Genomic DNA, 12774 nt, shown 5'->3' with positions numbered 1-12774 from the left:
TGGCCGCGCCCCAGGTGGCGTGACCTTATCAGGCGTTGACGATCTCCCGATGCGCAAGTGCGCCGGCATCCTGCTGGCGCTGGCGAATGATCGTCGACGCCTCACGAGGATCAGGCGGCAGCACGGCATTCTTCAAAGCGATCGAATATTCGTGCTGCGGATTGTCTAGCACGGTGCGTGCATCGCCGCTTTCGACCACCACGCCCTTGCGCATGATAATGACCCGGTCGGCGATGTAGTAGGCGGTCGCCAGATCATGCGTGATATAGATGATCGACACCTTCAGCGTATCACGCAAGTCGCGGAAAAGATTGACGATCGACATGCGCAGCGATGCATCCACCATCGAGACCGGCTCGTCGGCGACGATCAGCTTGGGTTCGGGAATGAGCGCACGTGCCACCGCAATGCGCTGGAGCTGGCCGCCCGACAATTCGTGCGAATACCGTCCGCGAACCTCCGCAATGGAGAGGCCGACCCGCTGCAGCGCCGTATCGGCCAGCGCCTCCCTGTCGGCGCGGCTCTTCGCATCCTTGAAGCGATGGGCGGTGGCATACAGATATTCGTCAATGCGCGTCAGCGGATTGAACGCTTCGAAGGGATTCTGGAAAACCGGCTGAACCCTGGTCATGAAGGCTTCGCGGGCGTTGCGGCTGCGAATATCACCGATATCCGCACCGTCGAAGCGGATGGTGCCGCGATCAGCCTTCTCATTGCCAAGGATCATCTTGGCAAGCGTCGATTTGCCGGAGCCGGATTCGCCGACAATCGTGAAGATCTCGGGTCTGTCAGCCTCGAGCGCGAAGCTGACCTCGTTAACCGCCGTCATCTTGGCACGCGAGAAGAAGCCGCCGATCGGAAAGAGCTTGGTGACGTTTTCAAGTTGGAGAAGGTGTTCGCCGCTCATTGGATTTTGTACTCCCCCGCCCTGAAACATGCGACACGCCCGCCGGTCGCGCTTGGCTGCATGACGGGCACCTCCTTCGAGCATCTGTCGATCGCAATCGGACAGCGCGGGTGGAAGCGGCATCCCGAAGGCGGGTTCGAGAGCGCCGGCGGTTTGCCCGGTAGGCTTTTTCTGGTTTTCGTATCACCGATCCGCGGCAGACTGCCGATCAGGTGGACCGTATAGGGATGTTGCGGATTGTCGAAAATCGCCTGCGTCGGCCCCTCTTCGGCCAGCCGCCCGGCATACATGATCGCGAGGCGATCGGTGATTGCGGCATGGACGGACATATCGTGGGTTACGAAGATGACCGAGGCTTGCATGCGCGTCTGCACCTCCTTGATCAATGCCAGAACATCCTGCTGCACCAGAACGTCGAGCGCTGTCGTCGGCTCATCGGCGATGATGAATTCCGGTTCGCAGACGGTCGCGAGCGCAATGGTCAGTCGCTGGCGCATGCCGCCTGAGAGTTGATGCGGAAAGGCTTCGAGCACATGCGGATCGAGATGCAGGCGGGCGAGATGCGCCTCGATCCGCTCACGAAAGGTAGCCGGATCAAGGTTCATGTGCCGGAAGGCGAAATCGTTGAAAGCGTGCTTCACGCGCCGGACCGGGTTCAGCACGTTCATCGAGCCTTGCATGATATAGGACAGGTGGCGCCAGCGCGCAGACCGCATTTTCTGCGGTTCGCCGTAGACGTCGATCAGCTTTCCATCGAAGTTGAAATTGACGGTGCCGCCGACGACCCGCATCGGCGGCCGGATGGCCCCGGCAAGCGTCTTGATCAACGAGGTCTTGCCGCTCGAGGATTCTCCGGCGATGCCGTAGATCTCGTTCTTGCGTACCGTCAGGCTGATGTCATCGACGGCGCGAATCTCGCGCCGGACGCCGAAATAGTCGTTGACGTAATAGCATTTCAGCCCGTCGATCGTCAGCGCGTCTCGGGAGTTTTCGACGAGGGTCAAAGGCGCTTTCCTCAAAAGATTCTGCATCGTCTCAGGCTCCCATCCGAGCCAGCCGCGAGCGGGGATCGATATATTCGTTGACCGACATGGCGAGCATGAAGAGGCCGAGGAAGAGGATCACCACGAAGAGCATCGGGAAGGCCACCCACCACCAGATGCCGGCGACCATGGCGGAATGGGCATTGGCCCAATAGATCATGCCGCCGATCGTCGGCCGGTTGATGTCGGAGAAGCCAAGCACGGAGAGCGTCACTTCCAGGCCGATCGCCCAGATGAGATTGTTCATCGTCGTGAAGAAGACGATCGGCATCACATAAGGAAGATGCTCGCGGATGAGGATCTGCGACGTGCGCATGCCGGCGAAGACCGCATGCCGGGTGAACTCGCGGTGGCGGAGCGAGAGCGCCACTGAGCGGATCAGCCGGCTGTCATGTGTCCAGCCGAGCAGGGCCGCGACGATCGCCAGCATCGACCATGTCATCTGGTCGCGCAGCACGAAGACCAGGAGAAGCAGGATCGGAATGTTGGGCAATGCGCCGAGCGTATCGTTGATGCCCATGATGATCTGGTCGGTGCGTCCGCCGATATAGCCGGAGACCAGGCCGACGACCAGCGCAATGAGGCGGCTGATGACGGCAACGATGATGCCGAAGAGGAGCGTGTTGCGAAGCGATGCGGCGATCTGCCAGAACACCTCCTGGCCGCGCGATGTCGTGCCGAGCCAGAATTCGGCAGACGGCGGCATGTCGGGGGCGACGACATAGATGGCATTCTCGTCATAGGGAGAGAAGAAGGAGGCCACGATCAGGCCGAGGATGATCAGGATCAGGATCGTCCCGAACAGGAATTCCTTGTTGTAGCGGAGCAGGTCTCTGAGGATCTTGAACATCGCAATTATCCCAGTTTCACGCGCGGATCGATCAACGGATAGATGATATCGATCACGAAGACGGCGGAGGCGACGGCGATGATGGCAATCGTCGTCACGCCGAGCACCAGGCTGTAATCACCGGAATAGATGCCTGAAATCAACAACTTGCCGATTCCGGGGTAGTTGAAGACGAATTCGACGATGACGGCGCCGCCGAAGACATTGCCGAGGCTTAGCGCGAGCCCTGTGACCTGCGGCAGCATGGCATTGCGGGCCACATAATGCGAAAAGATGCTGCGTGAACGTACGCCCCCGAGCTCGGCATAGACCACATGGTCGTCGGTGACGATGTTGGAGACGAGCGAGCGCATGGAGATGAACCAGCCGCCGATGCCGACGAGCACCAGCGTCAGCGCCGGCAGGATGCCGTGTTCGATGACCGAGCTGATGAAGACCCAGTTGAAGGCAGGCGCGAGGTTGACCTGCGCGCCGTCACTGATCGGCAGGATCGGCCAGATGAAACCGAAGAGAATGACGAGGCTGAGGCCGATAATGTAGGTCGGGATCGGCTGTAGTGCCATGATGACGATGCCAGCGAGCTTGAGAAGCCGGCTGTTGCGGAAATAGCCGGCAAGCGCGCCGAGCAGATTGCCGATGATCCAGGCGATGATGGTTGCAAGCGTCAGCAGGCCGACGGTCCAGGGCAAGGCGCGGCCGATGACCGTCATGACAGGCGTCGGGAAGGACGACAGCGAGGGACCGAAATCGCCGGTCAGCACCCGCTCCCAGAAGGTGAAATACTGATCGAGAAGCGGGCCGCCGGTTCCATAGAGCTCCCGCAGCGACTGTCGCAGAATTTCGACTGCCTGCGGGTCGGTCGAGCCGAAGCTCGTCAGCAGCGACACCGTTTGCTCCACCGGATCGACCGGCGAGAAATGCGCGATCAGGAACGCAAGCGTGATGCCGATGACGACGACGAAAAGGAACTGCAGGAAACGCTTGCCCGCATAGATCAGAAAGCCATTCATGGCATCCACCCTCCAATAGCAGAAGGGGAACGGCCGACTGCCCGGCCACCCCCCATATCGACACGGTCAGTTCTTGGGAGCGGCCGGATTGGCCTTCAGGCCGACCACCATGTAACGGATGTTCGACCAGTTCGGACCCGAGGCGGAATAGGGGTTTTCAGCACTCGGATAGTTGGTCCAGTAGGTCGTGTCGAACGGTGCAAACTTGTTGTAAGCCATCAGCGGGATCATCGGCATCTCTTCGACGGCGAGCTTCAGAAAGTCCTGGCCGACTTTGGTGACATCGGGTGAATTGAAAGCGATGGACCGGTTTTTCGCGATCAGCTGATCGAGGCGCGGATCCTGCCAGCGCTGCAGGTTGCGCGGCGGCTGGATCTGGCCGAGCGGCTTGATGAACTCAGAATGGTAGCTGTCCAGGAAGAAGGACAGGTCCGGATGACCGCCCCAGGTCTCGATGCTCCAGTAGATCGCCGCTTCGAAATCGCCGGTGCTGAGGCGCTGGCCGTTGGTCGGGCCGGCAACGTCGACCTTGGTTGCAATGCCGTTCTGGCTCCATTGCTGGGCGATGACAGTGCCGGCACGCGCAAGCGTCGGAATGGCATCGCCTTCCACCTGCAGGCGGATCACGAACGGCGTGCCGTCAGGTTTCAGCCATTGATTGCCGCTCTTCTTGAAACCAGCTTTCTGCAGCAGCTCGGTCGCAGCCTGGATGTCCTGCTTCCACCAGCCGAAACCGAAGGTGCGCTGCAGCTGTTTCGGATCGGTCGGGATCTGATCGCCCCACTGTCCGCGGACCATGGTGGCGATCTGGGCCGAGATATTGGGGTCGTAGGGCTTGATCTTTCGGCTACCGGTATCAAGCTCGAAATTGGTCAGCCAGTCCTGCATCGGCGCATAATAATCGTCCGGTGCTGAGCCGGTCGGCGGCGTGGCAAGGGCTGCAAGATTGGCAGCGCCGCGGTAGGAACCGAGTGCCACGGCGCGGATATCGATCATCAATGCCAGCGCCCAGCGGACATCCTTGTTATCGAAAGGCGGCTTCTTGGTGTTGAGCAGTACCGACGGCAGGGTCGGATCGGGATGGGCGAAGGGGAAGCCCTTCAGCCAGGAGGCGACGCTCTTGCTGTCGCGCATCATCGCAAACATGCCCTCGGGTGCCATGTCGTTGATGACATCGAGATTGTGATTGCGCTGTTCGATGACACGGGCCTCCGGGTTACCTGCAGCACGGTAGACGACATATTTGACCTGCGGCGGCTCCTTGGCGGCCATGCCGATCGAAGTGCGCTGCCAGTCGTCACGCAGTTTCCAGATGGTCCAGTTGCCGCCCTTGTCGTAGCTCTGCAATACATAGGCACCGAGCGATACCGGCGGATTGTTTTTGAATGCCAGGGGATCGCCGGCCTTTTCGAAGACATGCTTCGGCATGATCCAGGCAGCGTTCCAGCGCACGGTAAACAGCGTGTGGAAACGCGAATTGGGTTTCTTCAGATGGAAGACGACCGTCTGCGGATCGGGGTTCTCCACGCTGGCGACATTGACAGTGAAGGGCGCGCTCCAGGACATGCCGGGATGGTCGATCTGCGTCTGGACCGTATAGGCCACGTCATCACTGGTGAATTCGACGCCGTCGCTCCAGTAGATGCCCTTGCGAAGCTTCACCGTCATTTGGGTGAAATCGGCATTGTAGGCAGGCGGCTCGGTTGCGAGCGCGTTCTGCCAGGCATCCGGACCACCCTCCGGATTGATGAACCAGAGCGTGTCGGTCGTCAGCTGCTGCAGGCCGTTGACATTGGCCGCGCCGCCACCGCCGGGCGCCCAGACGTTGAACCAATCCGCATTCTGCTGCGGCGTGCCCTGGATGATCAACGTTTCATTGCGCGGGATGCCGGCAATGAAATCCTGCGCGTAAGCAGGAAGGGCAGCGAGAGATAATAAGGCAATGACTGCAAATCTAGGGAACTTCATCGGACGCTCCTCCTCCTTGGCCCGCATGGGCGGGCGCTTCCCGTAATCCGTTATCGATCGCGTTCCGGCAAAAGCGCCTGCATAGGGGCCTTGAGACCCTTATGTCTCCTCCAGACACTCGGCTTTCCCTCAGCATTTATCGACAATTTTTCAGCAAACGGCAACAGGTAATTTTTAAAATGTTAAAAACTCGCAGATTTTCAGGCGTTTTTTAACGTCGCCTAAGTGTGACTTTTTTGTATTATTGACAAAATGGTCATTTCGCTTAGCTTTTGCGACGAGCGCGGCGCCCTCCCAAGACGGCCGCTCTTCATCAAAAAATTGGTCGGTTGGCCTTCGGGAGGAGGCTGAGGCATGACCGTTCAAGAGGAAAAGACGATGACGAGTTCCTATGACGTGACCATCAACGTTCACGCCGGCAGGCCGACAGGCCCATATAAACCGCTGTGGAACTGGTTCGGTTATGACGAGCCGAACTATACCTATTCCCCGCACGGCAAGAAGCTCCTGAAAGAGCTAACCGAACTCAGCCCCGTCGCCCCGCGCATCCGCGCCCATAATCTCTTGACGAGTGGAGACGGCAAGCCGGCCCTGAAATGGGGCTCGACCAATGCCTATACCGAGGATGCAAACGGCAATCCCGTCTACGACTGGACGATCATCGACCAGATCTTCGACGCCTATGTCGAGGCTGGCAACATTCCGCTGATCCAGATCGGCTTCACACCGGAAGCGCTTTCCGATTTCGATGGCCCCTACAAGCATCATTGGGAGCCGGCAGACCGGTATGCGACTATCACCACCGGCTGGACAGCGCCGCCGAAGGATCTGAAGAAATGGGGTGACCTGATCGAAGCTTGGGCGCGGCACCTCGCCGATCGCTACGGCGAAGACGTGGTCTCGTCCTGGCCCTGGGAAGTGTGGAATGAGCCCGACGGCCACTACTGGACCGGCACGATCCCGGAATTCTGCGCCATGTATGATGCGAGCGCCCGCGCAGTGAAACGGGCCTTGCCGAAGGCGCGTGTCGGAGGCCCGCACACCTGCGGCGCATTCGCCAATGAAAAAGCGCAGACCTTTCTGCGCGCCTTCCTGCGCCACGTCGTCGAGAACAAACCACCGCTCGACTTCATCGCCTTCCATGCAAAGGGAAATCCGGTCATCTTCGACGGGCATGTACGCATGGGCCTGCACAAGCAGCTACGCGACATCGAGACCAATCTTGCCATCATCAACGAATTTCCCGAGCTTCGGCACCTGCCCGTCGTCATCGGCGAATCCGACCCGGAAGGCTGCGCTGCCTGCTCGGCGCGCGTCCATCCGCAGAACGGCTATCGCAACGGCCCGCTCTACGGCGTCTATGTCGTCGAAAGCATGATCCGCACCTATGAATTGTCGCGCCGCGCCAATATCGAGATCGAAGGGGCCGTCACCTGGGCCTTCCTCTTCGACGACCAGCCCTATTTCGACGGCTTCCGGGATCTCGCCACCAACGGTGTCGACAAGGCGGTGCTGAACGGCTTCCGCATGCTCGGCAAGCTCGGCGGCCTGTGGCTCGAATCGGAGAGCGACTATCGCCGCGATATCGAAGACATCATGAGCCACGGCGTTCGCGACAAGCCCGACGTCAATGTCGTGGCGACCCGCGACGACAAGGGCGTCTCCGTTCTCGTCTGGCACTATCATGACGATGACGAAGCAGGCCCCTCCGCCGAAGTCAGTCTCTCGATCGACGGTTGGGGCAACCGTCCGGCCGCGCTCAAGCACTTCCGGATGGACGAGCAGCACTCCAACTCCTTCCGCATCTGGAAGGAAATGGGCAAGCCGGAGCATATCGAGGGCGCCGATTACACCACGCTCGAAGCCTCCGGCAAGCTGGCTAAGATCGACGACAAGGCATCAGTTTCCGTCACGGACGGCAAGATCGATCTCCGCTTCTCCCTGCCGCGTCAGGGCGTTTCTCTCCTTCGCCTGGACTGGTGAGACGGCAGGAAAAGAGGGAGCGCAACCCTCCAAGTTGCGCTCCCTGACTGCCCTCAAGCAATTCGGCGCGCGGCCGTCACCTTATCGGCCGCGCGCCATAACCGGCATCTCCGGAAACATTCCCCCCTGCAGCATTGCCAGCATGAGCCATCTGGGCCGAGGCGCGGTGCTCTAACAATCCACAGTCCCAGAACATCGAATGCAATATTCATCACAAACAGGTTTACAGCCAACAGCTGACATGTTAGTCATTTTTCACTGACATTGAGGAGGTATATTGGTGACGGGGTTTGGTTTGTCGGTCGCATTGGCGACGCCTTTTGAAAGCAGCGGCGCCATTGCCGCCGAGGTCATGATCGCCCAGGCGAAGCGGAGCCTCGATTCGGGCTGCGCCAGTGTCACGCTGTTCGGGACGACGGGCGAAGGAGCATCCATCGGCAGCCAGGAGCGCGAGCGAATCCTCGAAACGTTCACTGCCTCCGGCATCCAGCCTCGACAGATCGTTGTCAGCGTGCTCGTCGATGCCGCCGAGGATGCCGCCCAGCAGATGTCGCAGGCCTTGTCCAAGGGCGTGCGCAATATTCTTCTCGCCCCACCCTCCTATTTCAAGAATGTGAGCGATGACGGCCTCTTTGCCTGGTTCGCCGACGTCTTTGCGCGGCTGGGCAGCGCAGCACGCGACGTTCTGGTCTACAATATTCCCTCGGTGACGATGGTCACGTTGAGCGTCGACCTGATCACCCGGTTGCGAATAGCGTTCCCCTCGATCGTCACCGGCGTCAAGGACTCCTCCGGCGACTGGCCCTACACCGAAGCGCTGCTGCGCCAGCATGGCGACCTGATCATCCTGATCGGCGACGAACGGCATCTCGCCAAGGGTGTGCGCATGGGCGGCCAGGGCGCAATTTCCGGCATGGCCAATTTTGCGCCGCATGAAGTGCGGGCCATGGCCGTCGACGGCAATGACGATCCCCGCGTCGAACACTTCGTCGCCGAGCTTCTCAAGCATCCCGTGACACCGGCTGTGAAAGTCATGGTGGCAAAGATGACAGGCGATGATACGTGGCTTGCGGTTCGCCCGCCTTTGACGTCAATCTCCGCCGACGGCAGGCGCGAGCTTGCTCTTGCCTTTGACGGACTTTTTCGCGCAAAGGCAGCATAGCGGTCATGTACGAGGAGAACCCGATGGATGGAGCCGACGAGCCGCCGACGCTGAGAGAGAAAGCTTATGAGAGCTTTACCCGGCATCTGCTTGCGCGTGACGTCCGTCCCGGGCAATTCGTCTCGCAGCGCAGGCTTGTCGAACTGACCGGCCTGACGCTTGGCGCCATCCGCGAGCTCATTCCGCGGCTTGAAGCCGAGGGCCTCATCAAGACCGTGCCGCAGCGCGGTCTGCAGATTGCCCATATCGATCTCAACCTCATCCGCGAAGCTTTTCAGCTCCGGCTTTTTCTCGAAAAGGAAGCCGTTGGCATCTTCACGGAGACGGCAAGCGACGAGACGATTGCAGCACTCCTGAAGCAGCATCGCGAGATCGTCGCGGCAATCGAAGGCGGCAATCATTCACATGAACTGGAAGTCCACGCCCAGGCCGTCGACTGGGGCATGCATGATGCCTTCATCGATGCGCTGGGAAACACCATCATTTCGAACGCCTATCGCGTCAACTCCATCAAGATGCGCCTGATCAGCCAGGAGCGCTTCCGCATCGAAGGGCGCGTCGGCCCCGTCATGGGCGAACATCTTCGCGTGCTGGAAGCAATTGAGCAAAGGAACGCGCAAGGGGCCGTCGATGCGCTTGCCGCGCATATCAATCACGCGCGAAGTCGCGCGCTGAGAATTTAGACTGGCGCCTGCGGTGAGGAGATCGCAGGCCACACAAGAGGAGGAGAGCAGCATGTCATCATCATTCATTCGTCCCACACGCCGAAATTTCCTGGCGGGTACAGCAGCGATCGGTGCCGCCGGCCTGCTCGGCATCAAGCCTGCTTCGGCAGCGGTCGACTGGAAGCGCTTTGCCGGGACGACGCTCGAGGTGAATCTCGTCAAAAGCCCGCGCAGCGAAACGATCCTCAAATATCTGAGCGAATTTGAAGCGCTGACCGGCATCAAGGTCAATGCCGAAGCCACGCCCGAGCAGCAGCAGCGTCAGAAGACGACAATCGAACTCAGCTCCGGCAAGCCGAGCTTCGACGTCGTGCACCTCAGCTATCACGTCCAGAAGCGCCAGTTTGAAAAGGGCGGCTGGCTTGCCGACATCAGCGGCTTCGTCAAGGATCCGACGCTGACCGACCCGTCTCTGGTCGAAAGCGACTTTGCGGAAGCCGGCCTGCAATTCGCCAAGGATTCGCAGGGCGTGCTGCGCTCGCTTCCGTTCTCGGTGGACTATTGGATCGTCTACTGGAACAAGGAACTGTTCGAGAAGAAGGGCCTCTCCTACCCCTCGACCTTCGACGAGATGGCCAGCGCCGCTGAAGCCCTCACCGACACATCCACCAATACCTACGGCTTCGTCGCCCGCGGCCTGAAGAATGCAAACGTTCCCGTCTGGACGACCTTGCTGCTCGGCTATGGCTCGACGCCGCTCGGTCCTGATGGAAAGCTGCGCACGACTTCGGATGAAGCCGTGGAAGCAGCTAAGCTCTATCAGCGCCTGATGACGAAGGCCGCGCCCGTCGGCGTTTCCGGCTTCAACTGGGCGGAAGCACAGTCTGCCTTCCTGCAGGGCAAGGTCGGTATGTGGCTCGATGGCGTCGGCTTTGCTCCGCCGATCGAGAACCCGGAAAAGTCCCGCGTCGTCGGCAAAGTTGGTTACGGCATCATGCCGAAGGGACCGAAGGCCCAGGCCGCCGCAACGACCGGCGACGGCATCGCCGTTACCTCCGCCAGCAAGAACAAGGAAGCAGCCTATCTCTTCTGCCAGTGGGTCGTTTCCCATGATATGGGCGCGCGCCTGCTGCAGGCAGGCGCCGGCGTTCCCTTCCGCAATTCGATCCTGGAAGATGCGAAGGTTCGAGAAGGCGTCAAGATGCCGAGCAGCTGGGTCGATGCCGTTGCGGGCTCGGCAAAGGTTTCGCAGCTCGCGCTGCCGGTCATCATTCCGGTTACCGAGTTCCGCGACATCTATGGCGTCGGCCTGACCAACATGATCGGCGGCGCCGATCCGGCAGCGGAACTGAAGAGCGCCACCGCGCAGTTCGAACCGGTACTGGCCCGAAGCGAGGGATAATGACATCCGTGAGCATGGACACCACGCGATCGAAAAGCATCGCAAATGGGAGGAGCAAGCCTGGCAGGCTTGCTCCGAACTACTGGCCCTTCGTTGTCCCGGCGCTGGTCGTCATCGCCGCGGTTATCGTGTTTCCCTGGGTATTTACGCTGTGGATGAGCGTCAACAGCTGGACCTTGGGTCAGCCGGTGGTTTTTGCCGGCCTGGACAATTACACCCGGCTGCTGGTGGACATGCGCTTTTGGGAGTCCTTGTGGCACACGGCGCTCTATACGCTGCTTGCGGTCGTTGCCCCGCTATTCCTGGGCACGCTCGCGGCCCTGATTTTCGACGCGCAGTTTCCGTTCCGCGGATTGCTGCGCGGCGTTTTCGTCATGCCGATGATGGCGACACCCGTCGCCATCGCGCTCGTCTGGACGATGATGTTCCATCCGCAGCTCGGCGTTCTCAACTACCTTCTGTCGCTCGTGGGCATCGGGCCGCAGGAGTGGATCTACAACCAGAACAGCGTCATTCCCTCGCTCGTGCTGGTCGAGACATGGCAGTGGACGCCGCTGATCATGCTGATCGTTCTCGGAGGCTTGGCAGCCGTTCCGCGCGAACCCTATGAAAGCGCCGAGATCGACGGCGCAAACGCCTGGCAGAAATTTCGATATCTGACCCTGCCGATGATCGCGCCCTTTCTGATGATCGGCGTCATGATCAGGAGCATCGATGCGGTCAAGAGCTTCGATATCATCTATGCGATGACACAGGGCGGCCCAGGCACCGCATCCGAGACGATCAACATCTACCTCTATAATACCGCCTTTTCCTATTACGACATCGGCTACGGATCGGCGATGGCAGTCGTCTTCTTCATCATCATCGTCGCGCTTTCCTTCGTGCTGATGATGATCCGGCAGCGCGCCAACTGGTCCGACACGGAGACACGCTGATGAAACGCAAGACGATCGACCGTATCGGGCTGCTGTTTGTCGCCCTCGTCATGGTCTCCCCGGTCATCCTGTTTTTCCTCTGGATGATCTCCCTGTCGTTGAAGTACGAAATCGACAACGGCGCCTATCCGCCGATCTTCATCCCCGAGCGCTTCGCCTGGTCGAACTACATGAAGGTCTTCGAGGAAAATAACTTCTTCCTCTACTTCTGGAATTCGATCCTCGTGACGGGCGGGGCGACCCTGCTCGCGCTGCTGATCGGCGTGCCTGCCGGCTACGGCATTGCGCGGCTGAAGGCGGAGCGTTCCGCCATGGTCATCATGATCGCGCGCATGACGCCCGGTCTGTCCTTTCTCATCCCGCTGTTTCTGCTGTTCCAATGGCTGAACCTTCTCGGCACGCTCTGGCCGCAGATCATCATCCATCTGGTGGTGACCGTACCGATCGTCGTCTGGATCATGATCGGCTATTTCGAAACGACGCCAATGGAGCTTGAAGAGGCCGCCAGCATCGACGGCGCAACATCCTGGCAGGTCTTCCGCCTGGTGGCACTGCCGATCGCCAAGCCCGGCATCGTCGTTGCATTCATTCTGTCTGTCATCTTCTCCTGGAACAACTTCGTATTCGGCATCGTGCTTGCGAGCCGCGAGACCAGAACCCTGCCCGTCGCCGTCTACAACATGCTGTCCTTCGAGCAGGTCAGCTGGGGACCACTGGCCGCAGCCGCGCTCATCGTCACGCTGCCCGTGCTGGTGCTGACGATGTTTGCACAAAAGCAGATCGTTGCAGGCCTGACGGCTGGCGCCGTCAAGGGCGGCTGACCCAAGGCATTCAAAGGACCATCAA

The 12774-nt window shown here is 60.0% G+C and carries 11 protein-coding genes; 6 read left to right on the top strand and 5 right to left on the bottom strand.

The features are described from left to right. Positions 1 to 28: 28 nt before the first annotated feature. The 5 genes from J2X71_RS11760 to J2X71_RS11740 all read right to left on the bottom strand — a co-directional run bounded on the left by J2X71_RS11760 (position 29) and on the right by J2X71_RS11740 (position 5778). On the bottom strand, positions 29 to 907 hold the full coding sequence (locus J2X71_RS11760) for an ABC transporter ATP-binding protein (protein ID WP_310382273.1): 879 nt from the start codon (positions 905 to 907) through the stop codon (positions 29 to 31). Continuing rightward, entirely contained in the window at positions 904 to 1938 is a 1035-nt protein-coding gene (locus J2X71_RS11755; RefSeq protein ID WP_310382272.1) for an ABC transporter ATP-binding protein, read from the bottom strand. The genes J2X71_RS11760 and J2X71_RS11755 overlap by 4 nt, the downstream gene beginning before the upstream one ends. Positions 1939 to 1942: 4 nt before the next feature. Continuing rightward, a complete protein-coding gene (locus J2X71_RS11750) occupies positions 1943 to 2800 on the bottom strand; it encodes an ABC transporter permease (RefSeq protein WP_310382271.1) in 858 nt (285 codons plus the stop codon). Positions 2801 to 2805: 5 nt separating this feature from the next. Further along, positions 2806 to 3810, bottom strand: coding sequence for an ABC transporter permease (locus J2X71_RS11745; RefSeq protein ID WP_310382270.1), 1005 nt, complete (start codon positions 3808 to 3810; stop codon positions 2806 to 2808). Positions 3811 to 3876: 66 nt separating this feature from the next. Further along, on the bottom strand, positions 3877 to 5778 hold the full coding sequence (locus tag J2X71_RS11740; protein ID WP_310382268.1) for an ABC transporter substrate-binding protein: 1902 nt from the start codon (positions 5776 to 5778) through the stop codon (positions 3877 to 3879). Positions 5779 to 6132: 354 nt separating this feature from the next. On the opposite strand from J2X71_RS11740, the gene J2X71_RS11735 reads away from it, so the two are divergent. The 6 genes from J2X71_RS11735 to J2X71_RS11710 all read left to right on the top strand — a co-directional run bounded on the left by J2X71_RS11735 (position 6133) and on the right by J2X71_RS11710 (position 12749). After that, positions 6133 to 7761, top strand: a complete 1629-nt coding sequence (locus J2X71_RS11735) for a GH39 family glycosyl hydrolase (RefSeq protein ID WP_310382267.1) — start codon at positions 6133 to 6135, stop codon at positions 7759 to 7761. Positions 7762 to 8038: 277 nt separating this feature from the next. Then, on the top strand, positions 8039 to 8923 hold the full coding sequence (locus J2X71_RS11730; RefSeq protein WP_310382265.1) for a dihydrodipicolinate synthase family protein: 885 nt from the start codon (positions 8039 to 8041) through the stop codon (positions 8921 to 8923). Between the two features lie 23 nt (positions 8924 to 8946). After that, positions 8947 to 9606 carry a GntR family transcriptional regulator gene (locus J2X71_RS11725; RefSeq protein WP_310382264.1) on the top strand — a complete coding sequence of 220 codons (660 nt, stop codon included), beginning with the start codon at positions 8947 to 8949 and terminating at the stop codon, positions 9604 to 9606. Positions 9607 to 9658: 52 nt separating this feature from the next. Continuing rightward, the gene (locus J2X71_RS11720; protein WP_310382263.1) at positions 9659 to 10990 is read left to right on the top strand and encodes a sugar ABC transporter substrate-binding protein; all 1332 of its coding nucleotides are present in this window, start codon (positions 9659 to 9661) and stop codon (positions 10988 to 10990) included. Beyond that, a complete protein-coding gene (locus J2X71_RS11715; protein WP_310382262.1) occupies positions 10990 to 11928 on the top strand; it encodes a sugar ABC transporter permease in 939 nt (312 codons plus the stop codon). Before J2X71_RS11720 ends, J2X71_RS11715 begins: the two co-directional genes overlap by 1 nt. Continuing rightward, the gene (locus tag J2X71_RS11710) at positions 11928 to 12749 is read left to right on the top strand and encodes a carbohydrate ABC transporter permease (protein WP_007816916.1); all 822 of its coding nucleotides are present in this window, start codon (positions 11928 to 11930) and stop codon (positions 12747 to 12749) included. The genes J2X71_RS11715 and J2X71_RS11710 overlap by 1 nt, the downstream gene beginning before the upstream one ends. The last annotated feature ends 25 nt before the right edge of the window (positions 12750 to 12774 follow it).

Origin of the sequence: Rhizobium sp. 1399 (assembly GCF_031455475.1) — a bacterium.
Classification (GTDB): Bacteria; Pseudomonadota; Alphaproteobacteria; order Rhizobiales; family Rhizobiaceae; genus Rhizobium.
This window is presented reverse-complemented; position numbering and strand designations above follow the sequence as displayed.

Excerpts from the sequence above, each read along its gene's own strand:
- J2X71_RS11745 (WP_310382270.1), bottom strand. The coding sequence starts at position 3,810 with ATGAATGGCTTTCTGATCTATGCGGGCAAGCGTTTCCTGCAGTTCCTT.
- J2X71_RS11725 (WP_310382264.1), top strand. The coding sequence starts at position 8,947 with ATGGATGGAGCCGACGAGCCGCCGACGCTGAGAGAGAAAGCTTATGAG.
- J2X71_RS11735 (WP_310382267.1), top strand. The coding sequence starts at position 6,133 with ATGACCGTTCAAGAGGAAAAGACGATGACGAGTTCCTATGACGTGACC.
- J2X71_RS11755 (WP_310382272.1), bottom strand. The coding sequence starts at position 1,938 with ATGCAGAATCTTTTGAGGAAAGCGCCTTTGACCCTCGTCGAAAACTCC.
- J2X71_RS11715 (WP_310382262.1), top strand. The coding sequence starts at position 10,990 with ATGACATCCGTGAGCATGGACACCACGCGATCGAAAAGCATCGCAAAT.
- J2X71_RS11720 (WP_310382263.1), top strand. The coding sequence starts at position 9,659 with ATGTCATCATCATTCATTCGTCCCACACGCCGAAATTTCCTGGCGGGT.
- J2X71_RS11740 (WP_310382268.1), bottom strand. The coding sequence starts at position 5,778 with ATGAAGTTCCCTAGATTTGCAGTCATTGCCTTATTATCTCTCGCTGCC.
- J2X71_RS11750 (WP_310382271.1), bottom strand. The coding sequence starts at position 2,800 with ATGTTCAAGATCCTCAGAGACCTGCTCCGCTACAACAAGGAATTCCTG.
- J2X71_RS11710 (WP_007816916.1), top strand. The coding sequence starts at position 11,928 with ATGAAACGCAAGACGATCGACCGTATCGGGCTGCTGTTTGTCGCCCTC.
- J2X71_RS11760 (WP_310382273.1), bottom strand. The coding sequence starts at position 907 with ATGAGCGGCGAACACCTTCTCCAACTTGAAAACGTCACCAAGCTCTTT.